28 protein-coding genes are annotated in these 26,125 nt (G+C 73.5%); 11 read left to right on the forward strand and 17 right to left on the reverse strand.

What is annotated here, in order from left to right; all coding sequences use genetic code 11:
- Positions 1-75: 75 nt before the first annotated feature.
- Entirely contained in the window at positions 76-1,275 is a 1,200-nt protein-coding gene (locus ACIO5D_RS11085) for a methyltransferase (protein WP_400794816.1), read from the reverse strand.
- Positions 1,276-1,359: 84 nt separating this feature from the next.
- Here ACIO5D_RS11085 and ACIO5D_RS11090 point away from each other — a divergent pair, with 84 nt between their 5' ends.
- Complete coding sequence (locus ACIO5D_RS11090; protein WP_363611296.1) at positions 1,360-1,761, forward strand: VOC family protein; 402 nt, start codon at positions 1,360-1,362, stop codon at positions 1,759-1,761.
- A 55-nt stretch (positions 1,762-1,816) separates the two neighbouring features.
- Entirely contained in the window at positions 1,817-2,191 is a 375-nt protein-coding gene (locus ACIO5D_RS11095; protein ID WP_363611293.1) for a S4 domain-containing protein, read from the forward strand.
- Positions 2,192-2,251: 60 nt separating this feature from the next.
- Here the strand turns inward: ACIO5D_RS11095 and ACIO5D_RS11100 are convergent, their stop codons facing one another.
- Complete coding sequence (locus ACIO5D_RS11100) at positions 2,252-2,758, reverse strand: FBP domain-containing protein (RefSeq protein ID WP_363611291.1); 507 nt, start codon at positions 2,756-2,758, stop codon at positions 2,252-2,254.
- An 84-nt stretch (positions 2,759-2,842) separates the two neighbouring features.
- On the opposite strand from ACIO5D_RS11100, the gene ACIO5D_RS11105 reads away from it, so the two are divergent.
- Positions 2,843-2,992, forward strand: a complete 150-nt coding sequence (locus ACIO5D_RS11105; RefSeq protein ID WP_400794818.1) for a hypothetical protein — start codon at positions 2,843-2,845, stop codon at positions 2,990-2,992.
- Between the two features lie 92 nt (positions 2,993-3,084).
- Here ACIO5D_RS11105 and ACIO5D_RS11110 read toward each other — a convergent pair whose 3' ends face one another.
- On the reverse strand, positions 3,085-3,969 hold the full coding sequence (locus ACIO5D_RS11110) for an SAM-dependent methyltransferase (protein WP_363611289.1): 885 nt from the start codon (positions 3,967-3,969) through the stop codon (positions 3,085-3,087).
- Positions 3,970-4,235: 266 nt separating this feature from the next.
- Here ACIO5D_RS11110 and ACIO5D_RS11115 point away from each other — a divergent pair, with 266 nt between their 5' ends.
- Positions 4,236-5,150, forward strand: coding sequence for a polysaccharide deacetylase family protein (locus ACIO5D_RS11115; RefSeq protein ID WP_363611287.1), 915 nt, complete (start codon positions 4,236-4,238; stop codon positions 5,148-5,150).
- A 25-nt stretch (positions 5,151-5,175) separates the two neighbouring features.
- On the opposite strand, the gene ACIO5D_RS11120 is transcribed toward ACIO5D_RS11115, so the two are convergent.
- A complete protein-coding gene (locus tag ACIO5D_RS11120; RefSeq protein ID WP_363611285.1) occupies positions 5,176-5,994 on the reverse strand; it encodes an SDR family oxidoreductase in 819 nt (272 codons plus the stop codon).
- A gap of 284 nt (positions 5,995-6,278) precedes the next feature.
- On the opposite strand from ACIO5D_RS11120, the gene ACIO5D_RS11125 reads away from it, so the two are divergent.
- From ACIO5D_RS11125 to ACIO5D_RS11135, 3 genes are all read left to right on the forward strand, one after another.
- The gene (locus tag ACIO5D_RS11125; RefSeq protein ID WP_363611283.1) at positions 6,279-7,148 is read left to right on the forward strand and encodes a 3-hydroxybutyryl-CoA dehydrogenase; all 870 of its coding nucleotides are present in this window, start codon (positions 6,279-6,281) and stop codon (positions 7,146-7,148) included.
- A gap of 213 nt (positions 7,149-7,361) precedes the next feature.
- Positions 7,362-8,528, forward strand: coding sequence for a peptidoglycan-binding protein (locus ACIO5D_RS11130; protein ID WP_400757540.1), 1,167 nt, complete (start codon positions 7,362-7,364; stop codon positions 8,526-8,528).
- Between the two features lie 14 nt (positions 8,529-8,542).
- Entirely contained in the window at positions 8,543-8,767 is a 225-nt protein-coding gene (locus tag ACIO5D_RS11135) for a holin (RefSeq protein WP_363611279.1), read from the forward strand.
- 9 nt (positions 8,768-8,776) lie between these two features.
- Here ACIO5D_RS11135 and ACIO5D_RS11140 read toward each other — a convergent pair whose 3' ends face one another.
- The 10 genes from ACIO5D_RS11140 to infC all read right to left on the reverse strand — a co-directional run bounded on the left by ACIO5D_RS11140 (position 8,777) and on the right by infC (position 19,195).
- Complete coding sequence (locus ACIO5D_RS11140) at positions 8,777-9,328, reverse strand: NUDIX hydrolase (RefSeq protein ID WP_363611277.1); 552 nt, start codon at positions 9,326-9,328, stop codon at positions 8,777-8,779.
- A gap of 81 nt (positions 9,329-9,409) precedes the next feature.
- Complete coding sequence (locus tag ACIO5D_RS11145; RefSeq protein ID WP_363611275.1) at positions 9,410-9,772, reverse strand: SET domain-containing protein-lysine N-methyltransferase; 363 nt, start codon at positions 9,770-9,772, stop codon at positions 9,410-9,412.
- A gap of 467 nt (positions 9,773-10,239) precedes the next feature.
- Entirely contained in the window at positions 10,240-11,082 is an 843-nt protein-coding gene (locus ACIO5D_RS11150) for a chitosanase (RefSeq protein WP_400794820.1), read from the reverse strand.
- A 450-nt stretch (positions 11,083-11,532) separates the two neighbouring features.
- A complete protein-coding gene (pheT, locus tag ACIO5D_RS11155; RefSeq protein WP_400653583.1) occupies positions 11,533-14,034 on the reverse strand; it encodes a phenylalanine--tRNA ligase subunit beta in 2,502 nt (833 codons plus the stop codon).
- The gene (gene pheS / locus ACIO5D_RS11160; protein WP_363611269.1) at positions 14,034-15,155 is read right to left on the reverse strand and encodes a phenylalanine--tRNA ligase subunit alpha; all 1,122 of its coding nucleotides are present in this window, start codon (positions 15,153-15,155) and stop codon (positions 14,034-14,036) included. Before pheS ends, pheT begins: the two co-directional genes overlap by 1 nt.
- Before the next feature lie 292 nt (positions 15,156-15,447).
- Positions 15,448-16,551 carry an ATP-binding protein gene (locus tag ACIO5D_RS11165; protein ID WP_363611267.1) on the reverse strand — a complete coding sequence of 368 codons (1,104 nt, stop codon included), beginning with the start codon at positions 16,549-16,551 and terminating at the stop codon, positions 15,448-15,450.
- 126 nt (positions 16,552-16,677) lie between these two features.
- The gene (locus ACIO5D_RS11170; RefSeq protein WP_363611265.1) at positions 16,678-17,544 is read right to left on the reverse strand and encodes an RNA methyltransferase; all 867 of its coding nucleotides are present in this window, start codon (positions 17,542-17,544) and stop codon (positions 16,678-16,680) included.
- Positions 17,545-17,629: 85 nt separating this feature from the next.
- Entirely contained in the window at positions 17,630-18,025 is a 396-nt protein-coding gene (gene rplT / locus ACIO5D_RS11175; RefSeq protein WP_030055649.1) for a 50S ribosomal protein L20, read from the reverse strand.
- A gap of 107 nt (positions 18,026-18,132) precedes the next feature.
- Entirely contained in the window at positions 18,133-18,327 is a 195-nt protein-coding gene (rpmI, locus tag ACIO5D_RS11180) for a 50S ribosomal protein L35 (protein ID WP_030055648.1), read from the reverse strand.
- A gap of 142 nt (positions 18,328-18,469) precedes the next feature.
- A complete protein-coding gene (infC, locus tag ACIO5D_RS11185; RefSeq protein WP_363611360.1) occupies positions 18,470-19,195 on the reverse strand; it encodes a translation initiation factor IF-3 in 726 nt (241 codons plus the stop codon).
- 476 nt (positions 19,196-19,671) lie between these two features.
- Between infC and ACIO5D_RS11190 the strand changes: the two genes are divergently transcribed.
- Positions 19,672-20,049, forward strand: coding sequence for a DUF1844 domain-containing protein (locus ACIO5D_RS11190; RefSeq protein ID WP_363611263.1), 378 nt, complete (start codon positions 19,672-19,674; stop codon positions 20,047-20,049).
- An 83-nt stretch (positions 20,050-20,132) separates the two neighbouring features.
- On the opposite strand, the gene ACIO5D_RS11195 is transcribed toward ACIO5D_RS11190, so the two are convergent.
- Positions 20,133-20,876: an SseB family protein gene (locus ACIO5D_RS11195; protein ID WP_363611261.1), complete on the reverse strand. Its 744-nt coding sequence runs from the start codon at positions 20,874-20,876 to the stop codon at positions 20,133-20,135.
- Positions 20,877-20,976: 100 nt separating this feature from the next.
- Here ACIO5D_RS11195 and ACIO5D_RS11200 point away from each other — a divergent pair, with 100 nt between their 5' ends.
- The 3 genes from ACIO5D_RS11200 (at position 20,977) to ACIO5D_RS11210 (ending at position 23,967) form a co-directional block, all read left to right on the forward strand.
- Entirely contained in the window at positions 20,977-22,224 is a 1,248-nt protein-coding gene (locus ACIO5D_RS11200; RefSeq protein ID WP_400794822.1) for an alanine racemase, read from the forward strand.
- An 81-nt stretch (positions 22,225-22,305) separates the two neighbouring features.
- Positions 22,306-22,749 carry a hypothetical protein gene (locus ACIO5D_RS11205; protein WP_400653586.1) on the forward strand — a complete coding sequence of 148 codons (444 nt, stop codon included), beginning with the start codon at positions 22,306-22,308 and terminating at the stop codon, positions 22,747-22,749.
- Between the two features lie 297 nt (positions 22,750-23,046).
- Positions 23,047-23,967: a lytic polysaccharide monooxygenase gene (locus ACIO5D_RS11210; protein ID WP_400794824.1), complete on the forward strand. Its 921-nt coding sequence runs from the start codon at positions 23,047-23,049 to the stop codon at positions 23,965-23,967.
- Between the two features lie 136 nt (positions 23,968-24,103).
- Here the strand turns inward: ACIO5D_RS11210 and ACIO5D_RS11215 are convergent, their stop codons facing one another.
- Together ACIO5D_RS11215 and ACIO5D_RS11220 are read right to left on the reverse strand one after the other, a co-directional pair.
- Positions 24,104-25,204 carry a DUF2510 domain-containing protein gene (locus tag ACIO5D_RS11215; protein WP_400794826.1) on the reverse strand — a complete coding sequence of 367 codons (1,101 nt, stop codon included), beginning with the start codon at positions 25,202-25,204 and terminating at the stop codon, positions 24,104-24,106.
- Positions 25,205-25,315: 111 nt separating this feature from the next.
- Complete coding sequence (locus tag ACIO5D_RS11220; RefSeq protein WP_363611250.1) at positions 25,316-26,122, reverse strand: 3-oxoacyl-ACP reductase; 807 nt, start codon at positions 26,120-26,122, stop codon at positions 25,316-25,318.
- Positions 26,123-26,125: the final 3 nt, after the last annotated feature.

The raw sequence follows: 26,125 nt of genomic DNA on the forward strand, positions 1-26,125 counted from the left end.
GCAGTGCGGAACATTCATGCAAGGAGTTCGCGGGCGGCCTCCCGGCGGCGGAGCCCGCCGCGGCCGGCGTCGCGGTCAGCGCCGGACGGCCCACAGGACGACGAACTTGGGATTGCCGGCGACGAGTTGGCAGTTGCCGAAGAGCCGGCGGAGCTTGAGGTGGTACCCCAGGTGGCGATTGCCGACCACCCAGAGTTCACCGCCCGGACGCAGGGCTCGGCGGGCGCCGGTGAACATCCGCCAGGCGGTGGCGTCGGTGGTGGCCTGGTGGGAGTGGAACGGCGGGTTGTTGAGCACGAGGTCCACCGAACCGGCCGCGACCGCCTCGGCCGCGAGGGCGTCCGCGGTGAGGAACTCGGCCGGGGCGTCCGGGCCGAGATTGGCCCGGAAGGTCGCCTCGGCGGAGGCCACGGCCTGGTCGGACTCGTCGACGAAGACCAGCTCGGCGCCCGGGCCGGCGAGGGCGGCGGCCGTGCCGACCACACCGTTGCCGCAGCCGAGGTCCACCACCCGGTCGCCGGGGGCGGCCGTCGGCAGGTGGCCCAGGAAGAAGCGGGTGCCGATGTCCAGGCGCTCGGCGCAGAAGGTGCCGGCGTGGTTGACCACGGTGCGGCCGGACGCGATACCGATGTCACCGGGCAGGGCGTAGCTGTGCGGCCACGGGCTGGGCCCGGGGTCGAGCGCCGGGTCGGGGGTGCAGAAGATCAGCCGGGCCTTGCGGACCGCGAGCGAGGTGCGGGTCGGGCCGAGGATTCGCTCGAAGAGCTGGAGGGTGGAGGTGTGGATCTCGGTGACCATGCCGGCGCCGATCACCACGGTGCCGGGGTGGACGGCCGGGGCCAGCCGGTGCAGCTGGTCCTCCAGCAGCGCGAGGCTCTTGGGGACACGGACCAGCAGGACGTCGACGCGCTCCGGCGGGGTGTCCCGGGTGGAGAGCAGCCGGGCGGCGCCGGGGGCGGTGCCGGCCCGGGCGAGGTTCTCCAGGGTGGCCCGCCGGCCGAGGTGGGAGTCGCCGATCTGCACCGGGCGGTGGGCGGCGAGCGCGGTGGTGAGGGCGCCCCAGCGGTCGCCGAGAACCACGACCGTCCGGCCGGTGAGGTCGGTCGCCACGCCCTGCGCGCTGTCCGTCTCGCCGGCGAGATGGCGCAGCAGGTACTCGTCGGCCGCGTCCCAGGCCCGCAACAGCTCGCGCGGGTCCGCCGGGAAGCGGGTGAGGTCGAAGGTGCCCCAGGACGTGGTGAAGGGCGTGGCGGCGGGCGTGCTGAGGCGGTTCATCGTGAGCTCAGGCTAGCCGACGGCCGGGCGGGGGCCGTCCGGGCGGCCGATACTGGGAGAGCCCGATCGGAAGGGGCAGCGGCCATGGACTGGAAGCTCGAAGTGGTGGTGGTCCCGGTGTCGGACGTGGACCGCGCGAAGCTGTTCTACGAGGAGCAGGGCGGCTTCACGGTCGACCATGACACCCGGATCCGTGACGGGGTGCGGGTCGTCCAGCTCACGCCGCCGGGTTCGGGGTGCTCGATCGTGGTGGGGGTCGGCCTCACGGAGGCGCCACCGGGCTCCATGAAGGGGCTGCAACTGGTGGTGCCGGACGTCGCCAGGGCGCACGCCGAGCTGGTCGCGCGGGGCGTGGAGGTCAGCCCGGTCCAGCACTTCGCGGACGGCGAGCGGGTGGACGGGCACGGCGGGGACTGGAACTCGTTCGTCTTCTTCAACGACCCGGACGGCAACGGCTGGGCCGTCCAGGAGTCGCCACGGCGGTGAGCCATGGCGGTGAGCGGGCTCGGGGCCCGGGCGAGCACGGCGTTAGGGTCTGGACATGGTCGAAGACGAGGGAAGCGTCCGGGTGGACAGCTGGATCTGGTCGGTACGGCTCACCAGGACGCGGGCGCTGGCCGCGGCGGCGTGCCGGGCCGGGCATGTCCGGGTGAACGGGGAGCGGGCCAAGCCGGCGCAGGCGCTGAAGGCCGGGGACGAGGTGCGGGTGCGCCAGGAGGGGTACGAGCGGGTCGTCGTGGTGAGGAAGCTGGTCCGCAAGCGGGTCGGGGCCGGGGTCGCGGCCGAGTGCCTGGTGGACAACAGCCCGCCGCGGCCGCCCCGGGAGCTGGCCGTGGCGGCCGGCGAGCGGGACCGGGGGGCCGGGCGGCCCACCAAGCGGGACCGGCGCGAGCTGGACCAGCTACGCCGGGGGTAGCGGGCGGCCCGGCCGCCGGCCGTCGGTATCGGCGGCCGCCGGCAGCCGCAGGAGGCCGGGTCAGGCGAGGGTGTCGGTGAGGACCTGGGCGACGAAGGCGTCCAGGTTGGCCACCGTACGGGCGATCTGCTCCTCCCGCGACAGCGACTCGGTGGGCCGGCTGACCAGCGGGGACGTCTTCAGCCCGCGCACGTACAGCGAGCAGGCCAGATCGGCGCAGATGTAGGTGCCGACCGTGTTCCCCTCGCGCCCGGAGACGCCCGCCCGGCGGGCGGTGAGGAGTGCGACGCCGGAGCCCGCGTGGGCGGAGACGCAGAGCGAGCAGACGTTGCTCTTGCTCAGGCTGCGGCGGATCGAGGGCACCCGCAGCGTGATGCCGACCGGCCCGCCGTCGCGCTCGGCGACCAGATAGCCGCGGTCGGGCGCGCCCTGGTCCCGCCAGCCGAGGAAGTCCAGGTCCTCCCAGGGCAGTTCGGCCAGGCCCCGGGGCAGGTTGAGCCGACGGGCCTCGCCCTTGGAGCAGTTGACGAAGGAACCGCGGATCTCGTTCTCGCTCAGGGGTCTCATGCCCCGGAAGCTAGCACCGGCCCAGGCGGCGCGTCGCGCCATTTTCCACCGGTGGGCCCGGCTTCGCCCCGTTACCGGACGGGGGTGCGCGGCCTGCACGGCCAGTCGGCGCCCGGCATCGTCGCCGAGCCGGGTGAGCAGGTCGTCCAACGCCAGGAAGACCTCCCGCGGTTCGCGCCCGGCGGCGTCGGGCAGGGGCGGGAGGGGGAGGGCGGCGGTCACGCCGCGGGGTAACTCGAACGGATGATGGTCTGTCAGTGGCGGAGGTTATGTTCCGGTGGCCGGATCCGGCGCCGGGAGGGGAGGCGCCGGATCCGGTGCCGGGGTCAGCGCTTGAAGGCGACGGCCGCGTAGCCGGAAACGTCCTGCCAGCCCTCGGGCAGTTCCGCGGTCGGCACATGGCCGGCCTCGGGGCGCCAGAGCGGGAGCTGGACCAGGCCGGGGCCGGCGAACTCGAAGTCGCCGAAGAACGGCTCGATGGCGGCGCGCGGGCGCAGCACCAGCGGGGCGCTGGCGCTCCGGTAGATCCGGGTGCCCTCGGCGGCGCTCTCCCGGGAGGCGAAGTCGGGGGTGCCGTGGGAGAGGATCAGCGCGCTGCCGGGGGCGAGCGCGTCGCGCAGGGTGCGGACGATCTCCCGGGCGCCGTCCTCGTCCCGGATGAAGTGCAGTACCGCGACCAGCATCAGGGCCACCGGCCGGTCGAGGTCCACGGCCTGGCGCAGGCCGGGGTGGTCCAGGATCGCGGCCGGGTCCCGCAGGTCGGCCTCGATGACGGAGGTGTGCCCGGCGGGGTGGCCGGCCAGCAGGGCGCGGGCGTGGGTGGCCACGATCGGGTCGTTGTCGACGTACACCACGCGGGCGTCCGGGGCGACCCGCTGGGCCACCTCGTTGGTGGAGCCGACGGCGGGGATACCGGTGCCGATGTCGACGAACTGGCGGATGCCCCGGCCGGCCGCGAACTCCACGGCGCGGCCGAGGAACTCGCGGTTGGTACGGGCCAGCAGCGGCAGCGCCGGATAGGCGGCGACAGCGGCCTCGGCGGCCTTGCGGTCGGCCTCGAAGTTGTCCTTGCCACCGAGGTAGTAGTCGTACATCCGGGCCGTGTGCGGCACGCCCGTGTCCAGCTCGGTCGGTGGCTCCCAGTCGTCCCGCTTCGCCCAGTGCCAGTCCGTGCCGGCCCGCGTGGCCGCCGCAACGGTGTCCTCGTGCATCCTGTTCCCGCCCCCTGTACTCACTGCCGGAATGCGTCCCGTCGCGCGTCCGAACACCGCGATCGGGCACCGAATTTCGCGGTCGGCCCGGCATGCCGCGACGTACCACGCGGTGCGCGGTGATCGTATCCGACGACACGCCGCGGAAACAGCGCGAGTTCGGGTTTCCGCACGCCCTCCGGGACGAAGCGTGCGCACGTCAACGGCGGTCGGCGGCCGTTTCCCCGAATCGCCGGAACGCGGCGCCGTCCCTATGCTGACTGCCGATGACTGTCGACCGCCGCACCGTACTGCGGACCACCGCCCGACTGGCCGCCCTCACCGCCGCCGGCGGGCTGCTCGCGGCTTGCGGCAGCGGCGACCCCCGCCGCGCCGACCCGGGGGCGCTCGCCGTGCACCCCGGCACCGTCGACCCGGAGGGCGGCGATCCGACCGCGGTCGACCCCGCGTGGGTGGACGGCGAGGGCCCGGCCTCCCCCGCCCCCGCGCCCACCCCCTCACCGGATCCGCAGCCCGACCCGACGATGGCCGCCACCACGGCGCCGCCCGTCCCCCCGGTGCTGCCGCCGCTGGCGCCCGGCACCCCCGTGGAGGTCGTGTACGGGCCGCGCACCGGCAAGAACGTCGCGCTCACCGTCCACGGCAGCGGCGACCCGAAGCTGGCCCTCGCCCTGCTGGACGCCGCCGAGCAGCGCGGTGCCAGGCTGACCGTGATGGCCGTCGGCAGCTGGCTGGACCAGCAGCCGCAGATGGCCCGGCGCATCCTGGACGCCGGCCACGAACTCGGCAACCACACCCAGAACCACCAGAACATCTCCGCGATGACACCCGAGCAGGCGCGTGCCGAGATCGCCCAGTGCGCGGAGCGGCTGCAGCGGCTCACCGGCTCGATCGGCCGCTGGTTCCGCCCGTCGGCGACCCAGTACGCCACCCCGATGGTGCGCGAGCAGGCCAGGGCCGTCGGGTACGAGCACGTGCTCTCCTTCGACGTCGACCCGCGCGACTACAGCGACCCGAGCGCCGCCTCGCTCCAGCGCCGGGTGCTCTCCTCGGTGAAGGGCGGCTCGGTGGTCGCCCTGCACATGGGCCACCAGTGCACCGTGGACGCGCTGCCCGGGATCCTGGACGGCCTCGCCAAGGCCGGCCTCAGACCGGTGACGGCCAGTCAGCTCTGCGCGTAGGGCCAGGGCGCGCGGCGGGCCGGTGTCACGCCAGGGGGTCATCGGGCCCGTACGGGCGCAGCCGGAGGGTGCGGGCGTCCGCCTCGCGGATCTCGTCGGCGCGGTGGACCAGTTCCTCCAGATCGTCCCGGCCGGCGTGGACGAAACGGCCGTGCAGGGCGTCGAAGCGGCCGCGGGCGGCGTCGACGGTGACGGCGACCATGTACGGGATGCTGCCCCAGGTCTTGGTGTCCCGGAACATCGGCATGCCCGCGGTCATGTCGGTGGCGACCGCGCCGGGGCTGATGTCGAGGACCACCACCTGGTGCTCGGCGAGCGAGTCCGCCATGTTGTCGGAGAGCTGGAGCAGCGCGCCCTTGGAGGTGGCGTAGGCGGTGTAGTGGCCGTCGGGGCGCAGCGCGAAGCCGGAGTTGAGGTTGATGACGCGGCCGCCGCGGCGCTGGACCATACCGGGCAGGACGCAGCGCAGCAGGTTGTAGGGGCCGCGCAGATTGGTCTCGACGACCTGCCACCACTGGTTGGCGTCGGTCTCCCAGATCGGGACCTCGGAGGGGTCGACCTGGCCGGCGTTGTTGATCAGCAGGTCGATCGGGCCGAGGTCGCGTTCGACGATGCGCACGGCCTCGCGGACGGAGCCGGGACGGGTGACGTCGGCGGTGACGGCGACCCCGCGGGCGCCGTGCCGGGCGCACTCCTTGAGGGTCTCGGTGAGGGTCTCGTGGGTGCGGCCGACCAGGCCGACGGCCATGCCTTCGGCGGCCAGGCCGATGGCGATCTCCCGGCCGATGCCCCGGCCGGCACCGGTGACCAGAGCGACCTGTCCTGCGAGTGATCCCGTCGACATCCCGTGCTCCCTTCACGTCCCCGCGCCCGCCCCACCAGGACCGGCGTCGCGTCTGCGGCATTCTGTCCGGCCGCGGGCGTGCCGGAACCCGGGCGCACGGACGGCGGGAGCGGGCCCACCCGTTCGGAGGAGCCGGGGAGGGAATGCCCTACCGGCCGGTACGGAGTAGTAACGTCGTCAGGACGGTGCACCGGTCCACACACACCGGCGCCCACCCGCTGAACAGCAGCTTGCATGGGACACCTGTCGCTGGGCCACCCCCAGCACCACCGAAGGGCAACTGAGTGAGTGACATCGCGCGCGTCGGAGTGATCGGCTGCGGCCTGATGGGGTCGGGCATCGCGGAGGTCTTCGCCCGGGCCGGGCTGGACGTCCTGGTATCGGAGGCCAGTGGCGAGGCACTGGAGTTCGGCCGCACCCGGCTGACCAACTCCCTGGAGACGGCGGTCAAGCGCGGCAAGCTGGCCCCCGAACTGCGGGACGAGGCGCTGGCCCGGCTGACCTTCACCACCGACCTGGCCGACTTCGCCGACCGTGACCTGGTGGTCGAGGCGGTCGCCGAGCGCGAGGACATCAAGGTCCAGATCTTCCAGAAGCTGGACCAGGTGGTCGAGCGCCGGGACGCCATCCTCGCCTCCAACACCTCGTCGATCCCGATCGTGAAGCTGGCCGCCGCCACCTCGCGGCCGGAGCAGGTGATCGGTCTGCACTTCTTCAACCCGGCGCCGGTGCAGAAGCTGGTCGAGGTGATCCCGACGCTGACCACCTCGGGCGGCACCACCGAGCGGGTCGAGGCGTTCGCCTCCCAGGTCCTCGGCAAGGAGCCGATCCGCGCCCGCGACCGGGCCGGCTTCGTGGTGAACGCGCTGCTGGTGCCCTACCTGCTGTCGGCGGTACGGATGTTCGAGTCGGGCGTGGCGACCGCCTCCGACATCGACAAGGGCATGGAGGCCGGCTGCGCCCACCCGATGGGCCCGCTGCGGCTGTGCGACCTGATCGGCCTGGACACCATCGTGTCGATCGCCGAGTCGATGTACGACGAGTACAAGGAGCCGCTGTACGCCGCTCCCCCGCTGCTCTCCCGGATGGTCGACGCGGGCCTGCTGGGCCGCAAGTCCGGCCGCGGCTTCTACGACTACACCGCGAGCGCCTGACCCCCGGCCCGGCCGGACCGTCCTGGTCCGGCCGGGCCTTCCGCCCCTCCGGCCCCGTCTCCCCCACCAGCCCCCGCGCCGTCGGCCGGGGGTTTTTGCCTGCCCCAAACCACTGAAGCCCGAGGCCTGTTGTGCCGATAAGAAGCGTATCCACCCGTCCCGACCCGCCACCGAACCCTCCCGTTCGGGGCCCGCGCATGCCTGGAGGCCCGCATGCCCGATCTGTGGATACCCGGAGCCGAGGTCCATGACGTCGGCGATCACGCGCCGACCGACCAGCAGTACCCGCCCAAGGCGATCGCCCACATCACGTGGGACCGCGACGCCACCGCCGCCGCGCCGCAGGACTGGTGCGACTTCGACTCCCTGGTCGGCTACTTCACCGGCAGCGGCGCCGACGAGGCGCCGCACATCGTCTGGGACCCGTTCAGCGGGCGAATCGCCCAGCTGTTCCCGGCCGACTCCCGCTCGAAGAGCCTCGTCGACGCGCCGGGCGGCACCCGCACCAACCGGGCGGGGCGGGTGGTGATCCAGATCGAGGCGGTGTTCTTCCCGTACTGCCGCTACAACGGTCAGGTGTACGCCCGGCTGACGGACACCCCGTGCACCGGCTGGGACCGGCTGCACGCCTGGATCAGCGGCTGGGGCGTCCCGGACGTCTGGCCGATGGGCAGGCCGGTCGACTTCACCGCCCACCGCGACGAGGGCGTGTGGGAGACCCGGGGCGGCTGGTACGGCCACAGCCAGGTCCCGGAGAACGACCACACCGACCCGGGTTCGTGGCCCGACTTCACCCCCGGATCGCCGCCCTCGCCGCCGGCCCCCGGGCAGACCCCCGCCCGGTACCAGGTGACGATCAACGGCCTGCCGTACGGCTACGGCGCGCACGGCGACCAGGTGACCGAGGTCGGCCGGGCGCTCGTGGCCGCGGGCTTCGGCAGCCACTACCAGCAGGGCCCCGGCCCCGACTGGACGGACGCGGACACCCTCAACTACCAGGACTACCAGCGCAGTCTCGGCTTCAGCGGGTCGGACGCGGACGGCGTCCCCGGCGAGACCAGCCTCCGCCGGCTGCTCGGCACCCTGCCCGGCGGCACCGTCTCGCTGTCGCACGTCGTCGCGGCGGCGCAAACGGACCCCGGCGCCGAACAGGGCCACCGGACGTACGGCGCCGACGTCCTGATCGTCGAGCAGGCACTGGCCGACGAGGGCCTGCTCGACGGCCAGTGGGTGGACGGCTCGTTCGGCACCAGGACCGTGACGGCGTACTCCCGCTGGCAGCAGCGGCTGGGCTACTCCGGTACCGCCGCGGACGGCATCCCCGGCCGCGACTCCCTCCAGCGCCTGGGCGCCGCCCACGGCTTCACTGTCACCGACTGATCAAGGAGATCAGCATGCGCACGTTCCTCCTCGACCTCACCGAACGCACGGTCGCCACCTACCTCGCGGCCCTGCTCGGCCTGCTGCTGGCCGACCGCGTCGACCTGACGAGCGTCGGCACGCTGCGGGCGGCGGCGGTGGCCGCCCTGCCGGCCGCGCTGACCGTCCTCAAGGGCGGCATCGGCACCTTCGTCGGTGACCCGAACAGCGCCGCGATACTCCCCCGCGATCGCGGGTGACGGCCGCCCCTACCGCCTGGCAGCGGCCAGGCGGTAGGGGCCGAGGTAGTAGGTCAGGGCGGCCAGGGAGGCGCCGTCGTTGACCTTGCCGCCGGTCAGGAGGTCGAGGACGTCGGCCTCCGGGACCCACTCCACCCTGGTCGCCTCGCTGATGTCCTGGGGTGCCCCGACCCGGGTGCAGCCGGTGACGTGGAAGGAGTGGAACCGCATGGTGGAGATGCCGGACAGGGCGTCGTACGCGAGCAGGGGGTCGACCCGGCCGGGGCGCCAGCCGGTCTCCTCCTCGACCTCGCGGGCGACCGCGTCGGCCGGCTCCTCCCCGGGCTCGGCCCAGCCGGCGGGCACCTCCCAGCCCCACCGGCCGGTGATGAAGCGGTGCCGGTAGAGCAGGAGGAAGCGGCCCCGCTCGTCGGTGACGACCGCGGTGGTCGAGGCCCGGGGCATGGCGACGACGTGGTGGTCGACGCGGCCCACGCCGGGGATGTCGACGTCGTCGAGCCAGACCTCCACCCACGGCGATCCGTAGACCTGCCGCCGGCCGTAGCTCTTCCACTCCGACACCCTGGTCCTCCTCACGCGCGTGCGGTCTGGCGCCCCGACTCTCTCACGCGCGCGGCCGGCCTCCCCGGGCCCCCGGGGCCGTCACTGGGGGAACCACAGCTTCTCGGTGCCGCCCTCGGTGTAGTCGACGGTGATCTCGTACCCGGCCGGGATGTCGCGGGCGGCCACGATCTCGACGATGCCCGCGCCGAAGTCCTTGCGGTACCGCGCCCGGGGTTCGGCGGCGTGGTTGTACAGGCTGCCGAAGCCCAGGGCGATCGCGGCGGCACCGTCCTGCCAGGGGAAGCAGTAGTGGTGGAGGTGGGTCCGGTCGATCAGGTGGCGCTCGGCGGCCGGGACGACCAGCACGGGGCACCGTTCGACGGTCTCCCCCGCACGGTATCCGCGGGTGGCGAAGACCCCCCGGTCGTGGATGTGCGAGGTGTGGATTTCCAGCCCGTCCATGCCCATACGAAACCCCCGGTTCGGTGTCTGGCGGCGCGGTGGAGGCCGCCGGGTTCGCCGGGCGTCCCGGGTCGCCCCGCTCCAGCGGCGGCGCCGCACGGTGCCGCCGCACGGCAGGCGGGCGGACCACCGCCCGGGCCGCCGGCGGCGCTCCCGGCCGCGGGCAGTGAAGCGTCCACCCGGCGCCTCCTCCTGCCGCGCTGCCGCGGCCTCGCCCCGTTCTACCCCGGCGCCCGGGCTCCTGGAAACGACGGAACCGGCCAAGCGGGACCTCGACCGGAACGGTCGGTCCCGCCGTGCCGCTCCGCCGCGCCCGGGGGCCCGCGGTCACCGGAGGCACGGGGCGCGGTCCGGGGCGGTGGAGTCGGTGCGGACGGCCCGCCGCGCTCCCGCCGCCGGGCGATTCGCCGCCGACGGCCGTGCGGGAGGCCGGATCTCCGGCCCCCCGCAGCCTTGATGACGGCACGTCAGCTGTTGATGGCGTAGCTGTCGCCGTAGACCTTCCACTTGAGCGGCGGGTTGAGGTCGAAGTTCTTGGCGTTGAGGAAGACCAGCTGCTCGGTGTCGACGCGGGTGGTGTCCGAGTGCGCCTCCTCGGTCTTCATGGCGGCCCGGCGGGCGTCCAGGAAGGCCTTGAGGTAGGTGGCCTCGTCGCCGCCCTGGGCGGGGGTCCTGGCCTTCTTCAGGGCGGCCTTGCGGATGCCGCCGAAGCTGGTCGGGTCGGAGCCGTCGCCGTGCATGACGATGGCGTCGTAGTAGGCGAACTGGCCGAGGGCGCGCAGACCGTCCGCCTTGGCCTGCTTGACGGCGGGGTTGAAGTAGACGCGGTCCCGCTCGTCGTTCTGCGCCTGCTGGAAGACGGAGTCCTTGGCGGCCGTGGCCCAGTCCTTCTCGAAGGTGGCGCCGAGGCCGGAGTGCGAGTCGCTGCCGTTGACCTTGCGCAGCGCGGGCAGGTACTTGGCGAGGACGTTGCCGGACTTGAGGTCGGTGTAGTGCTGCACCAGGTCGAGCATGTCTCCGGTGCCGGAACAGAACCCGATGATGCCGGCGGTGTAGCCGCGGCCGTCGCCGATGTCCTCGATGTACTTGTACTGGGCCTTCCAGTCCAGCGAGGAGTTCTCGGCGCTGGACACCAGCTGCATCGCGATGTCCTTCTTGTGCGGGTCGTCCAGGCCTATGCCCTTGACCTGGACGGCGGCGGCGCCCGCCGGGGCGGCGTGGGCGGCCCCGGCGGCCGCGACCGTGGCCGGTGCGGCCACCAGCAGGGCGGCGAGGGCCATGCGTACGATGCGGTGCTGCTGACGGTGCATCTCGCGCTCCGGTTCCGTGAGGAGCGGGCAAGGGGGTGCGCCCGCTCGCGGGGAGTTAGGAAACTTTCCTAACCAAGAGATAGCGTCAGCCGCCGCACGCCCGCAAGGGCTTTGACCGAACCTCTTCAAAAAGCCGGGCCCGCTCACACCGCCCGGCGCCGCACCCACCGCACCGCGGCCGCGCAGGCCGCCACCCCCGCCGCCGCCGTCCAGCCGAACGCGATGAACTGGAACGGCCAGGGGCCCGGGGGGGGGGGGGGGGCGGGCGGGGGGGCCCGGGGGGCGGGCGGCCCGCGCGCCCCCCCCCCGCCCCCCCGCGGGCGCCGCCCCCCCCGGCGGCCCGCCCCCCCCCCCCCCCCCCCCCCCCCGGACCCCCCAACCGCTTTAATGGGAACGGCCCCGGGCCCCCCCCGGGGGGGGGCCGGGGGGGGGCCCCTGGGGCCGGGCGGGTCAGGCGCCGCGCAGCACCGCGCCGGTGCGGGCGACGGCCTCGGCGACGGCCGCCTCGCGGGCGGCGCTCGCCTCGTCGGCGGTCAGCGTGCGGTCCGTGGCGCGGAAGCGCAGCGCGTACGCCAGCGACTTCTTCCCCTCGCCGACCTGCTCGCCGGTGAAGACGTCGAACAGCCGGATGGCCTCCAGCAGTTCACCCGCGCCGGAGCGCAGCGCGGCCTCCACCTCGGCGGCCGGGACGGCGGCGTCGACGATCAGCGCCACGTCCTGGGTGGCCACCGGGAACCCGGAGACGACCGGGCCCGAGACCCGCTCGGCGCCGTCGGCGGTGAGCAGGTCGAGGTCGATCTCCATCGCGCTGGTGCGGGCCGGCAGGCCGAGCGCCTTGACCACGCGCGGGTGCAGCTCACCGGCGTGGCCGACCACCCGGTCGGTGCCGGCGACCAGCAGCTCGGCGCAGCGGCCCGGGTGCCACGGGGCCAGCTGGCCCTGGCGCACGGTCAGCTCGACGCCGGCCGCGCGGGCCACCGTGCGGCCCGCCTCGACGGCGTCCGCCCAGCCCGCCGGCGCGCCCTTGCCCCACCAGCCGGAGGGCAGCCGCTCACCGGTCAGCGCGACGGCGATCCGGCGCGGCTGGTCCGGCAGGGCGGCGTCGAGCGCGGCCAGTTCCTCGTCGCTCGGACGGCGGTCCACGGCCGGGCGCGGCGCGACGGACAGCTCGTCCTTGGGCAGGAAGACCGTCCCGGTCTCGAAGACCGCCAGATCGGTGTTGCCGCGGCCGACGTTGCGGCGGAGCGCTCCGAGCAGGCCCGGCAGCAGCGTGGTGCGCAGCTCCGGCTCCTCGTCGTTGAGCGGGTTGACCAGCTTCACCGTACGGCGGCGCCGGTCCTCCGGCTCCAGGCCGAGCGCCTCGAAGGCGGCCTGGCCGAGGAACGGGTAGGTGTTGACCTCGACGTAGCCGGCACCGGCCAGCGCGACCCCGGTCCGGCGGTGGATGCGCTGGGCCTCGGTCAGGCCCGAGCCCGGCGGCACGGTGGGCATCCGCGAGGGCACGTTGTCGTAGCCCTCCAGGCGGATGACCTCCTCCGCGAGGTCGTACGGGTCGGTGAGGTCGGGCCGCCAGGTCGGCGGGGTGACCTCCAGGATGTCGGCGCCCGCGACCGAGCAGCCGATCTCCTGCAGACGCCGGGTGACGGTCTCGCGACCGTACCCGGTGCCGGCGACCCGGTCGGGCAGGTCGGCGGCGATGGTGATGGTGCGGACCGGGTGCGGGGCCGCGATGTCGGTGACCCCGGCCTCGGCGGTGCCGCCGGCGATCAGCACCAGCAGGTCCACGGCGCGCTGCGCGGCGGCGCGGGCGGCCTCCGGGTCCACGCCGCGCTCGAAGCGCTTGGACGCCTCGGACGGCAGCTTGTGCCGCTTGGCGCCGCGGGCGATGGCGACCGGGTCGAAGTGCGCCGCCTCGATGATCACCTCGGTGGTGCCCGGGCCTGCGGCCGGGTCGAGGATCTCGGTGGAGGCGCCACCCATGACACCGGCCAGGCCGATCGGGCCGCTGTTGTCGCAGATCAGCAGGTCCTCGGCGGAGAGCTTGCGCTCGACGCCGTCGAGGGTGGTGAGGGTCTCGCCCTCCTCGGCCCGGCGGACCAGGATCGGCCCGTCCACCCGCTGCTTGTCGTACGCGTGCAGCGGCTGGCCGACCTCCAGCATCACGTAGTTGGTGATGTCCACGGCCAGCGAGATCGGGCGGATGCCGGACTTCTGCAGGCGGCGCTGGAGCCAGATCGGGGACTTGGCGGCCGGGTCGAGGCCGACCACGGTGCGGGCCACGAAACGGTCGCAGCCGGCCGGGTCGGCGACCTTGACCAGGTAGCCGTAGGAGTTGGCGGGCGGCACGTCGAGCAGCGCCGGGTCGGCCAGCGGCAGCCCGTACGCGGCGGCGGCCTCGCGGGCGACGCCGCGCATGGAGAGGCAGTAGCCGCGGTCCGGGGTGACGGCGATGTCCAGCACCTCGTCGACGAGCTGGAGCAGCTCGATCGCGTCGGTGCCGGGCTCGTACTCGGGCGGGAGCACGATGATGCCGTTGTGGTCGTCGCCCATGCCCAGCTCGCGGGCGGAGCAGATCATGCCGGCCGAGGTCTGGCCGTAGGTCTTGCGGGCGGCGATCGGGAACGGGCCGGGCAGCACGGCGCCCGGGAGCACGACCACGACCTTGTCGCCGACGGCGAAGTTGGTCGCGCCGCAGACGATCTCCTGCGGCTCACCGGTGCCGTTGGCGTCGCCGACGTTGACGAAGCAGTGCCGGATCGGCTTCTTGAAGCCGGACAGCTCCTCGATCGAGAGCACCTGGCCGACCACCAGCGGGCCCTTGAGGTCGGTGCCGATCTGCTCGACGGTCTCGACCTCGAGGCCGGCGCGGACCAGGCGCTCCGCCACGTCGCGGCCGGTCTCGCCGGCCGGCAGGTCCACGTACTCGCGCAGCCAGGAAAGCGGGACGCGCATCAGATCTCCATCCCGAACGGGAGGGTGAAGCGGATGTCACCCTCGACCATGTCGCGCATGTCGGCGACGTTGTGACGGTTCATCAGGATTCGCTCCAGGCCCAGGCCGAAGGCGAACCCGCTGTAGCGGTTCGGGTCGACACCGCAGGCGACCAGCACCCGCGGGTTGACCACGCCGCAGCCGCCGAGCTCGATCCAGCCCTCGGAGGAGCAGGTGCGGCAGGGCCGGTCCGGGTCGCCGACGCTCTCGCCGCGGCAGACGAAGCACTGCAGGTCGATCTCGGCGCTCGGCTCGGTGAACGGGAAGTACGAGGGGCGCCAGCGCAGCTCCAGGCCGTCGCCGATCAGCGTGGACACCAGCTGCTCGATGGTGCCCTTGAGGTCGGCGAAGGTGATGCCCTCGTCCACGGCCAGGCCCTCGACCTGCCGGAAGACCGGGGTGTGGGTGGCGTCCAGCTCGTCCGTCCGGTAGACCCGGCCGGGGCAGATCACGTAGACCGGCGGCTCGCGGTCGAGCAGGGTGCGGGCCTGGACCGGGGAGGTCTGGGTGCGCAGCACCACGCCGGAGTCGGCGGAGCCGTCCGGGGCCTGGACGAAGAAGGTGTCCTGCATCGAGCGGGCCGGGTGGTCCGGACCCAGGTTGAGGGCGTCGAAGTTCAGCCACTCGGCCTCGACCTCGGGGCCCTCGGCGACCTGGTAACCCATCGCGACGAAGGTGTCCTCGATGCGCTCGGCCATCGTGGTCAGCGGGTGGCGGGCGCCGCGCGGGGTGCGGTCGTAGGGCAGCGTGACGTCCACCGCCTCCTCGACCAGCACGCGGGCGTCGCGCTCCGCCTCCAGCTCGGCCTGCCGCTTGGCGAGGGCCTGGTTGACGGCGCCCCTGGCCTGGCCGATCAGCTTGCCTGCGGCGGCCTTGGCGTGCGGCGGGAGCGCACCGATCTCGCGGTTGGCGAGGGAGAGCGCGGAGCGGTCGCCGGTGTGGGCGACCTTGGCCTGCTTCAGCTCGTCCAGGGTGGTGGCGGCGGCGAAGGCCGCGACGGCCTCGTCCCGGGCCTGCTCCACCGCCTCGGGCTTGAGGGCCTCGACCTCGACCGGGTCGTACGACTTGTTGGGTGCCGACATCTCTATCTTTCCCGTGCTCCTGCTCGTCCGTGCTCAGGTAAGGGTGGACTCGCGCCCTCCCGGCCCGCCAGGGGACGGGAGGGGCCCAGTGCGCTACGCCCGGCGGGGCCGGGGCGCGGGCAGCCGATCTCCGTACGGGGAGGAGGGTTGTCCGCGGCACAACCGCGCAGGGCGTCCCACAAACGCCAAAGGTCGAGTGTAGTCGCAGCGCGTAGCGCAACCGCCGTGAAGCCCGTCCGGGGGCCGATCCAGAGCCTGCTCCGCCGCTGCGGCCGAGGCGGCCGGTGGGCGGTCAGAGCATGAAATCGGGCACGCCGGCGGGCAGGATAAATCGGAACCGGGCGCCGCCGCCGGGCGCGCGGTCGACGCGGATCGAGCCGCCGTGGGCCTCCACGATGCCCTTGACGATGTAGAGGCCCAGGCCCGTGCCGCCGCGCTTGGAGCCGCGCCAGAAGCGGGTGAAGACGCGGGGCATCGACTCCTCGGGGATGCCGCTGCCTTCGTCGCTCACGGTGATCGCGGTGCCTTCCAGGGTGCGGGGCGGGGTGCCGGGGCGCTCCCAGATGTGCGCCTCGACGACCTCCTTGGCCGGTGCCACCTCGATCGTGACAGTTCCCTCACCGTGCCGCACCGCATTTTCCAGCAGGTTGGCCAGCACCTGGTCGACCTTGTCGGGGTCGGCCCAGAGCACGGTGAGCGGCTCGTGGATCCGGATGTCGAAGCGGTCCTCGGGGATGCCGGTCGCGACCTTGCGCTCGACGTGGCGGCGGACGGCGGCGGCCAGGTCCACCACCTGCTTGCGCAGCTCCAGCCGGCCCGCGTCGATCCGGGAGATGTCCAGCAGCTCGGCGATCAGCCGGGTGACCCGGTCGGCGTCCGCGTCGACGGTCTCCAGCATCAGCCGCTTCTGCCCGTCGGTGAACCGCTCCCACTTGGCCAGCAGGGTCGCGGTGAAGCCCTTGACGCTGGTGAGCGGGGAGCGCAGCTCGTGCGCGACGGTGGCGATCAGCTCGGCGTGACTGCGCTCGGTCCGCCGCCGCGCCTCCGTGCCCCGCAGGGCGATCACCAGCCGCTCCAGCGGCCCCTGCGGGCGGGCGCGGACGTACCGGGCGGAGACCAGTACCTCACGGCCGCCGGGCAGCAGCAGGTTGCGCTCCGGCTGGCTGGTGCGGATCGCCAGGCCGCCGTACGGATCGGTCAGCTGCCACCAGCGGCGGCCGTCCAGGTCCTCCAGCGGGAGCGCCTCCTCCAGCGGGCTGCCGAGCGCCAGCTCCGGGGGGATGCCGGTCAGCCGGGCGGCGGCGCGGTTGAAACAGACCACCCGGCCCAGGACGTCCGCGACCACCAGACCATCCGGCAGGTCGTCCGGGTCGAGCTCTGGCCCGCTGCCGACCATGGGTGTCCTCCCCGATTACCCACCGTGTCTTTCCCCCCACCGAGGCAGACCCTAGCGTCTCGCGGCCCCCCGCAGTAGGGCCCGCGGCGTCGCGATCACGACTTCCGGGGGCTCGCGGGGCGTGCCCTACGCCTGCGCGCGACACCCGCCGGGCGAGCGCTGCGCCCGGGCCGAGGCGTAGAGGCAGACGGCGGCGGCGGTGGCCAGGTTGAGGCTCTCGGCGTGCCCGTGGATCGGCACCCGCACCACCTCGTCGGTGAGCGCGCGGGTCTCCTCCGGAAGCCCCCAGGCCTCGTTGCCGAACACCCATGCGCCGGGCGCGCCCAGGGTGCCCTCGTCCAGTTCCTGATCCAGGTCGCGCTCCCCCGCGCCGTCCGCGGCGAGCACCCTGACGCCGGCCTCGCGCAGCCGGCCGACCGCCTCCTCGACCGGCACGCCGACGGCGACCGGGAGGTGGAACAGGCTGCCGACCGAGGCCCGGACGGCCTTCGGGTTGTACAGGTCCACCGAGGCGTCGGTGAGCACCACGGCGTCCGCGCCGGCCGCGTCGGCGGTGCGCAGCACGGTGCCGGCGTTGCCGGGGTCACGGACGTGGGCGAGGACGGCGACCAGCCGGGGGCGGGCCCTGAGCACCTCGTCGAACGGGGTGTCGATGAAGCGGCAGAGCGCCACGATGCCCTGCGGCGTCACGGTGTCGCAGATCTCCGCGATCACCTCGTCGGTGGCGGTGAGCACCGGCAGGCCCTCGGCCTCGGCGGCGGCGACGATGCCGGCGTGCCGCTCGGCGGCCTCCAGGGTGGCGTACACCTCGACCACGGCGTGGTCGGACGAGCCCGGCAGCCTCCCGAACGCGACCGCCTCGCGGACGGCCTGCGGGCCCTCGGCCAGGAAGCGGCGGTCCTTGCTCCGCTGGTTGCGCTTGGCGAGCCGGCGGGCGGCGACGACGCGGGGCGAGCGCAGGGAGGTGAGCAGGGGGGTGTCGGTGCTCTGCATGGTCTCGTCTCTGTGGCGGAGGAAAGCAAAACCGGACCCGCAGGGAGAGCCTGCGGGTCCGGTCAGCTCAACTGATCCAGGAAGATCAGGCGGCGTCGGCGGCGGCCTTCGGGGCGTTGACGTCGGCCGGCAGCGCCTTCTGGGCCACCTCGACGAGCGAGGCGAACGCGCCCGGGTCGTTGACGGCGAGGTCGGCCAGCATCTTGCGGTCGATCTCGACGCTGGCGGCCTTCAGGCCCTGCACGAAGCGGTTGTAGGTGATGCCGTTGGCACGGGCCGCAGCGTTGATGCGCTGGATCCACAGCTGACGGAAGTCGCCCTTGCGCTTCTTGCGGTCGTTGAAGTTGTAGACCAGCGAGTGGGTGACCTGCTCCTTGGCCTTGCGGTACAGGCGCGAACGCTGGCCACGGTAGCCGCTGGCGCGCTCCAGGATGACCCGGCGCTTCTTGTGGGCGTTGACTGCCCGCTTGACGCGTGCCACTTGATTACTCCTTGGGTTGGACCACGGACTACTTCACGTGGTCCGTCATTCGAATGGGTCGGGAAGGATCAGCTGCCCCGCTCGGCTCGCGCCGGGCGGGAGGGCGATCACTTGCCGAGAAGCTTCTTGATCTTCTTGGCGTCAGCGGGGGCCAGCTCGACGGTCCCGGCCAGCTTGCGGGTCAGCGTCGAGGGCTTGTGCTCCAGGAGGTGGCGGCGGCCGGCGCGCTCGCGCAGCACCTTGCCAGAGCCACTGATCTTGAAGCGCTTGCTGGCGCCACTGTGCGTCTTCTGCTTCGGCATTTCGCCGTATCTCCTCGTCGGTCCGCCCACGCCCGCGCGGATTGCGCCGCGCGGGCGTGAACTGGATGGATCTGCGGTGACCGGGCGGGACGCCCCGTCACCTCTGGTGGCCGGTCTCCCGGGCCGCCCTGGCCGTTACGGCTCAGGCGTCCTGGGAGGCCTCGGCCGGCTGCTCGACCTCGGCGGCGTCCTCGACGTCGGCCTCGTCGGCGTCCGCCTCCGCCTCGGCCGCGGCGTTCTCGGCCTCGAGCGCCGCGTCGTCGGCCGCGGCGTCGTCGTCGGAGCCGACGGTGCGGCCCTGACGCTCGGCCTTGCGGGCGTCCGCGAGCGCGCGGGCCTCGGCCATCGCCTCGGTCTTCTTCTTGTGCGGGCCAAGAACCATGATCATGTTTCGGCCGTCCTGCTTGGCCGAGGACTCCACGAAGCCCAGGTCCTGGACGTCGTTCGCCAGCCGCTGCAGCAGTCGGAAGCCCAGCTCGGGGCGGGACTGCTCACGACCGCGGAACATGATCGTGATCTTGACCTTGTCGCCCTGCTTGAGGAACCGGACGACGTGACCCTTCTTGGTGTCATAGTCGTGCGGGTCGATCTTCGGCCGGAGCTTCATCTCCTTGATGACCGTGTGCGCCTGGTTCTTGCGCGCCTCACGGGCCTTCATGGCCGACTCGTACTTGAACTTGCCGTAGTCCATGAGCTTGCACACCGGCGGCCGGGCGGTCGCCGCGACCTCGACCAGGTCGAGGTCGTACTCCTGCGCGAGCTCCAGCGCCTTGGCAAGCGGCACGATGCCGACCTGCTCGCCGCTGGGACCGACGAGTCGCACCTCGGGGACGCGAATCCGGTCGTTGATGCGGGGCTCGGTGCTGATGGGGCCTCCTCGGTTGCACCTTCTGCGATGCGGCCGTCGGACGGCGGTCGCACGTAGTGGACTCGACCACTGGGCGGGGCTTCATTCGTGCTGCGCTGCCTGACTTGCTGCTAGGCACTGCATGCACCGCGACACGAAAAAAGCCCCGCTCGGTACAAGCGGGGCTCCACACAACCGGGGGCGGTGCCCGGTGAGGGGCACTGCGGGCGACTCGGCGCCTGGGCGCCCGTCGCGGACCGGACCCGTCGACGGTGAAGCCGATCAGGTGGGAGACTTTCGGGATTGCCCCTCGGGGCCTCCTGGGTGGAGCCTCCACTTGCTGGCCCGGCGTCCTGAGGACTCCTGGCCGGTCAGTCTCGAAGCTTACCGTGCCGCCCGGTCGAACGCCATTCCGCCCCTTCGCGCGCCCCCTTGTACGCTCCCTGTGTATCTACACCGGCACGGTATCTACACCGGCACGACGGAACGAGCCACCCTTGAGCAGCGAGCCCACCAAGAACCCCGCCGCGGACGACGACGCGATCGGCTTCGACGACCTCACCCGGGACATCGCCGAGGTCCCGGCCGTCGAGGTGATCACCACCGTCGCGGTGCACCTGATGAGCGCCGCCGCCGTCAAGTGCGGCCTGGCCGAGGGCGGCGAGGCGGACAAGGACCTCGACGAGGCGCGCAAGCTGATCACCGCGCTGGCCGGGCTGGTCACCGCCGGCGCCCCCGAGATCAGCAACTTCCACGCCGCGCCGCTGCGGGACGGCCTGAAGTCACTCCAGCTGGCCTTCCGCGAGGCCTCCCTCGTCCCGGACGCGCCGGGCGCGGGCCCGGGCGAGAAGTTCACCGGGCCGGTCTACGCCTGAGCCCTCCCGCTCCGAATACGAAGGTGCCCCCTCGAAACCGAGGGGGCACCTTCGTATTCGGAGCGGGAGGCGCAGGGTGCGCGCTACCGCCGGTAGAGCGGTTCGCCGGGCAGCTGCGCGTCCGTCGGCAGCACGGCCAGGCTCAGGCCCCGGTCGAGCCGCACCCGCAGCACCGGGTCGGCCGCGACGGCCTGCCCGACCCGCTGCGCGGCCTCCTGCACGGACGGCTGGTCCAGGGCCGGGTCCAGCACCACCGCGAGCAGCCCGTCCCCGTCCTCGTACGGCGCCAGCAGACCGCTCACCACCTGCGGCTCGGCCGCCAGCAGCGCCCGGACGGCCTCCCGCACCTCGGGGTCGCGCACCGGCGGCAGGTAGGGGCGGTTCTCCGCCAGCGCGCGCAGCCGGGCACCGCTCAGCCGGTACGTGACCGGGCCGGCCGGGTCGATCAGCAGGGTGTCGGCCCGCTCGGAGAAGGCCACCATCGCGGCCTGCGGCGCGGCGACCGGAGCCGGGCGGGCGTCGGCGCGCCAGCGGGCCAGGGTCTCCAGCGAGGTGAAGGCCGGCAGGGCCCGGCGGCCGTCGGCGGCCTCGATCACCGGGACGGCCATGTCGCTGGTCTTCTCGCGCTTGAGCCCGTTCTCGTCCAGCTCCACCTCACCGAGGATGGCGACGATCGGGACCATCAGCCGGGTCGGCGTCAGCGCCGCGAGCAGCTCCGGTTCGGCCGTGTCGCCCTGCGACCAGCGCGCGAGCGCCTCGACGAGCGCCGGGTCGGCGGTGCCGTCGTCTCCGGCGAATCCTGGGTTCGGGATGTTCTTGCGGTCCACGCGGCCGACCCTATGCCACCTCACACCCGCGGCCCGCGGAGGTCGGCGGGCGCCGTCGCACCCCTACCCACCGGTAGGAGGGGTGTGGCAGTCTGCGCGCATGGCCACGCCCGATGTCGCTGCCGCCCCCGCCGTCCCCGCCACCGTCCCGGCCGGCTCGCCGAGTGCCGACCGGGCCCGGTACGACCGGGCCACCGCCCATCTGGACGGGCCGGTGGCCGTCGTCGACCTCGCGGCCTTCGACACCAACGCCGCCGACCTGGTGCGCCGGGCCGCCGGGAAGCCAGTCCGGGTGGCCAGCAAGTCGGTTCGCTGCCGGGCCCTGCTGGAGCGGGTGCTGGCGATGGACGGCTTCGCCGGGGTGATGAGCTTCACCCTCGCCGAGTCGCTCTGGCTGGCCCGCTCGGGCCTGCGCGACATCCTGCTCGCCTACCCCTCCGCCGACCGGGCCGGTTTCGCCGAACTGACCGCCGACCCCGGGCCGGCCGCCGCCGTCACCGTCCTGCTGGACGACCCGGCCCAGCTCGACCTGATCGACGCCGCCCGGGCCGGCGACGCCGAGGTGCGGGTCTGCCTGGAGCTGGACACCGCGCTGCACCTGCTCGGCGGGCGGATCCGGGTCGGCGCCCGGCGCTCGCCGCTGCGCACGCCCGAGGACCTGGCCGCGTTCGCCGAACTCGTCCAGCTCCGCCCGGGATTCCGGGTGGTGGGGCTGATGGCGTACGAGGGGCACGTCGCCGGGGTGGGCGACCGGGTGCCCGGGCGGCCGGTGCGCTCGCGGCTGATCCGGCTGATGCAGTCCGCGGCCCGGGCCGAGCTGGCCGAGCGGCGCGCGGCGGCGGTCCGACGGCTGCGGCAGGTCGCGGAACTGGAGTTCGTCAACGGCGGCGGTACCGGCAGCGTGGAGTCGACCGCGGCGGAGCCGGCGGTCACCGAGGTGGCGGCCGGCTCCGGACTGTACCAACCGCGGCTGTTCGACAACTACCGCTCGTTCCACGGCAGGCCGGCCGCGCTGTTCGGCCAGCCGGTGGTGCGCCGGCCCGGCGTCGGCGTGGTGACGGTGCTCGGCGGCGGCTACCCGGCCTCCGGCGCGGCCGGCCCGGACCGCTCGCCGGTGCCCTGGCTTCCGCCGGGGCTGCGCTACGACCCGATGGAGGGCGCCGGCGAGGTGCAGACCCCACTGCTCGGTGCGGCCGCCGACGACCTGCTGATCGGCGACCGGGTCTGGTTCCGGCACGCCAAGGCGGGTGAGCTCTGCGAGCGCTTCGCCGAGCTGCACCTGATCGAGGGCGACCGGGTGGTACGCACCGCCCCGACCTACCGGGGCGAGCGGAAAACCTTCCTCTGAACGGTCCGGGCCGGCGCGCCGGTCGGGCGGGTGCTCTACCGTGGTATAAGCGGGAACCGCAAGCGACCAGAGGGGGCAGCTGTGGAGGCCGAGATCGTGCAGCAGCTGGTGACGTCGGGTGCCACGACGGTGGTCGGACTGATGGCCACCGAGGCCTGGACGCAGGTGCGTTCGCGTCTCGCGACGCTGCTGGGGCGGGGCCGGGACGTCGCGGAGGTGAGCGCCGAGCTGGAGGTGATCCGGGGCGAGGTGGTCGAGGCGGACGGCGACGACGAGGTGCTCGCCGACCACGCCGCCGAGCTGCGCGGCCGGCTCCGCCGGATGATCCGCCAGAACCCGGAGGCGGCGGCCGAACTCCGGTCGATCCTGGACGAGTTCGCGCCCGCCACCCGGCCCGGCGAGGGCGCCGCGGTGCACAACGTGATCAGCGGCGGGACGGTGCACGACGGCACCGTGGTCCAGGCGCACACGGTGAACGGACTGGCCATCGGCCAGGTACCGGGCGGCCACCGGCCGCGGCACTGAGCCGGGGGCGCCCCGGGGATATCCCGGGCCGCCGGGGGCCGTTCAGGCCCGACACCTTTTCCGAGCCTTAAGAAGGCCCGATGGAACGGCTAACTTCGCCGACCTGTCGGGCCTTTGCACCGCTCGTACGACTACAGTCCGTCAAAAAGTGCGACACAACGGGCTATTGCCAGTTGGTCTAGTCCAATCATACGCTCAGCCGGGGGTCGGCGCGCCGGGCCGACGGCCCCCGGGCAGACGTGCCCGTTCGTTCCCCCACAACCTCGGCCCGGAACACGGTCAAGGAGTCCCCACCCCATGTCCATCAAGCGAAGTGCCCTGTCCGCCGGCGTCATCGGCGCCGCATTCCTCGCCGTGGCGGCATCCACCGCCGGCACCGCCAGCGCCCACGGCACCATGACCAACCCGGTCAGCCGCGTCGCGGCCTGCTACGCCGAAGGCCCGGAGACCCCCAAGTCCCAGGTCTGCAAGGACCTCGTCGCGATGAGCGGCACCCAGCCGCTGTACGACTGGAACGAGGTCAACATCGCCAACGCGAACGGCAACCACCAGGCGCTGATCCCGGACGGCAAGCTCTGCTCGGCCAACCGCGACAAGTACAAGGCGCTCGACATGCCGCGGACCGACTGGCCCGCCACCCCCGTGCACGCGGGCAGCTTCGACTTCAAGTTCCGCGTCACCGCGGCCCACGTCGGCACCCAGACGGTCTACATCACCAAGCCGGGCTACGACCCGACCAAGCCGCTGAAGTGGTCCGACCTGGACCCGACCCCGGTCGCCCAGGTGCCGGTCACCCGCAACCCCACCGACGGCTACTACAACTACACCGGCACGCTGCCGCAGCGCACCGGCCGTCAGCTGCTCTACATGGTGTGGCAGCGCAGCGACAGCCCGGAGGCGTTCTACAGCTGCTCCGACGTCGACTTCGGCCAGCCCGCCGCGGCCGGCCAGGCCGTCTCGGCACTGTCCGCGCAGGCTCCGGCCGCGCCGAGCGAGCAGCAGATCGCCGCGGACGCGCCCAAGTCCACCGTCGCCCACCACGGGCACGGCGGCGACCAGAACGAGCCGGCCGGCGCGGTGGTTCCGACCTCCAGCGCCGCCGTCGGCAGCTCGCCCACCGGTCCGCTGCTGCTGAGCGGTGCCGCCGCGATCAGCGTCGGCTGGGCCGGCATGGTGCTCCGGCGCCGTCGCATCGAGGCTGTTCGACGCGACTTCTGACCGCCGGAGGCCGGGGTCGGACCGCCCGCCAACCCCCGGACGGTCCGGCCCCCGCCAGCCCGTAGGCAGACCCGAACGACGGCGGCCCACCCGGATCCTTCCGGGTGGGCCGCCGTGCGTGAGCTGAGCGGTGCGGTCAGGTGGTGGCGGTGCCGCCGTCGGGGCCGGCACCACCGCCGGGGAAGGCGGGGATCTTGCCGCTGTAGTCGGCGATGCCCTTGACGATGGTGTCCATCACGGAGACGTCGGGCGCCTTGGCGGCGATGTCGAAGCCCAGGTGGACGGAGACCAGCGACTTGCCGTCGGCGGACGGGAAGACCACGGTCTGGACGTAGCCGTCGTTGCCCTTGGCCGCGTCGACCTTCCAGCGGACCAGGTAGCCGTCGCGGCCGTCGACCTTGACCGCCTCGGACTTCAGCTCCTCGTGGGAGTTGATGTCGTTGTAGGAGTCCTTGGCCGCCTTCTCGATGTCCGCCTTGGCCGCCGCCTGGACGTCGGTGCCGCCGCCGGAGATCTGGCCGGTGTTGGCCCCGCCGAGCGAGCAGCTGCCGCCGCCCTCGCAGGTGTAGGAGCCGACGCTGAGCGCGGCGAAGCCGTCGGTGGTGGTGCCGCCCTCCCAGCCGGAGGGGACGGGCAGGGTGATCCGGTTCACCAGGTCGGGGGCGATCCCGCTGCCGGACAGCGGGCCGCCCTTGCCGTTCCCGTTCCCGTTGCCCTTGCCGTTGCTGCCGCCTCCGTTGCTGCCACCGCCGTTGCCGTTGCCTCCGTTGCCGGGCTGGCCGTCCCCGGGGCCGTTCCCGCCGTACGGCGGGGCCTGCCGAGCGGTGCGGTGGGGCGCCCGGTCGCCGTGCCCGTCCATCGCCAGGTAGGTGACCCCGGACCCGACGCCCAGTCCGAGCACCGCCGCCACGGTGGCCGCGACCACGAGCTTGGAGGGCTTGCGCCGGGGCCTGGGCGCGGGCGGCACCGCGGCGCCGTAGGCGGCGCCGAAGGGGGGCGGCCCGGGATGGCGGACCGTCGGCCCGCTCTCCAGCACCTCCCCCTCCAGCACCCGGGTCTCGGCGGTCGCGTCCGGCCCCGGAGCGTCCGCCACCGGGGGTACCGGGGCCGGCGCGTCCGAGGGTGCGGGCCGGGTACTGGCCGTCCAGCCCTTGCCGTCCCACCAGCGCTGCGGTCTCGGGTCGCTGGTGGTGTCCTTCGGGTCCGGGTACCACCCGGCGGGAATCTGCTCACTCACGACAGAGAATCTAAAGGCACGCGGATAAACGCGATATCAGCGGGACCGCGAATTCCGGGGTTTTTCGATGAGATTACGGTGAGAACCCGCCAGGCGGCCCCGCGCCGCCGCCTACAGCGGGGTGACGTACGCCCCCGCGATCCCGCCGTCGACCAGGAACTCGCTCGCCGTGATGAAGGAGGAGTCGTCGCTCGCCAGAAAGGCGACGGCGGCCGCGATCTCCTCGGCCCGGGCGAACCGGCCGAGCGGGATGTGCACCAGCCGGCGGGCCGCCCGCTCCGGGTCCTTGGCGAACAGCTCCCGCAGCAGCGGGGTGTCCACCGGCCCCGGCGAGAGCGCGTTCACCCGGATCCCCTCGCGGGCGAACTGCACCCCCAGCTCCCGGGACATCGCCAGCACCCCGCCCTTGGAGGCGGTGTAGGAGATCTGCGAGGTGGCCGCGCCCATCCGGGCCACGAAGCTGGCGGTGTTGATGATCGAGCCGCGCCCGTGCCGGCGCATGTACGGCAGCGCGGCCTTGCAGCACAGGTAGACGGAGGTGAGGTTGACCTCCTGCACCCGCCGCCAGGCCTCCAGGCCGGTGGTCAGGATGGAGTCGTCCTCCGGCGGCGAGATCCCCGCGTTGTTGAACGCCACGTCCACGCCGCCGTACGTCTCGTAGGCCTGGTCGAACAGCGCCTCGACCATGTACGGGTCGGTGACGTCGGTGTGCACGAAGAGGCCGCCGACCTCCTGGGCGGCCGCCTTGCCGCTGCTCTCGTCGATGTCGGCGCAGACCACCTTGGCGCCCTCGGCGGCGAGCCGGCGGGCGGCGGCCAGACCGATGCCGCTGCCCGCGCCGGTGATCACGGCGGTGCGGCCGACCAGGCGCCGGCAGACCGGCGCGTCCTTCCCGGTGGTGGCGGGCTTCTCGGTCATGGC

The sequence above is a fragment of the Kitasatospora sp. NPDC087315 genome, from assembly GCF_044744345.1.
GTDB lineage: Bacteria > Actinomycetota > Actinomycetes > Streptomycetales > Streptomycetaceae > Kitasatospora.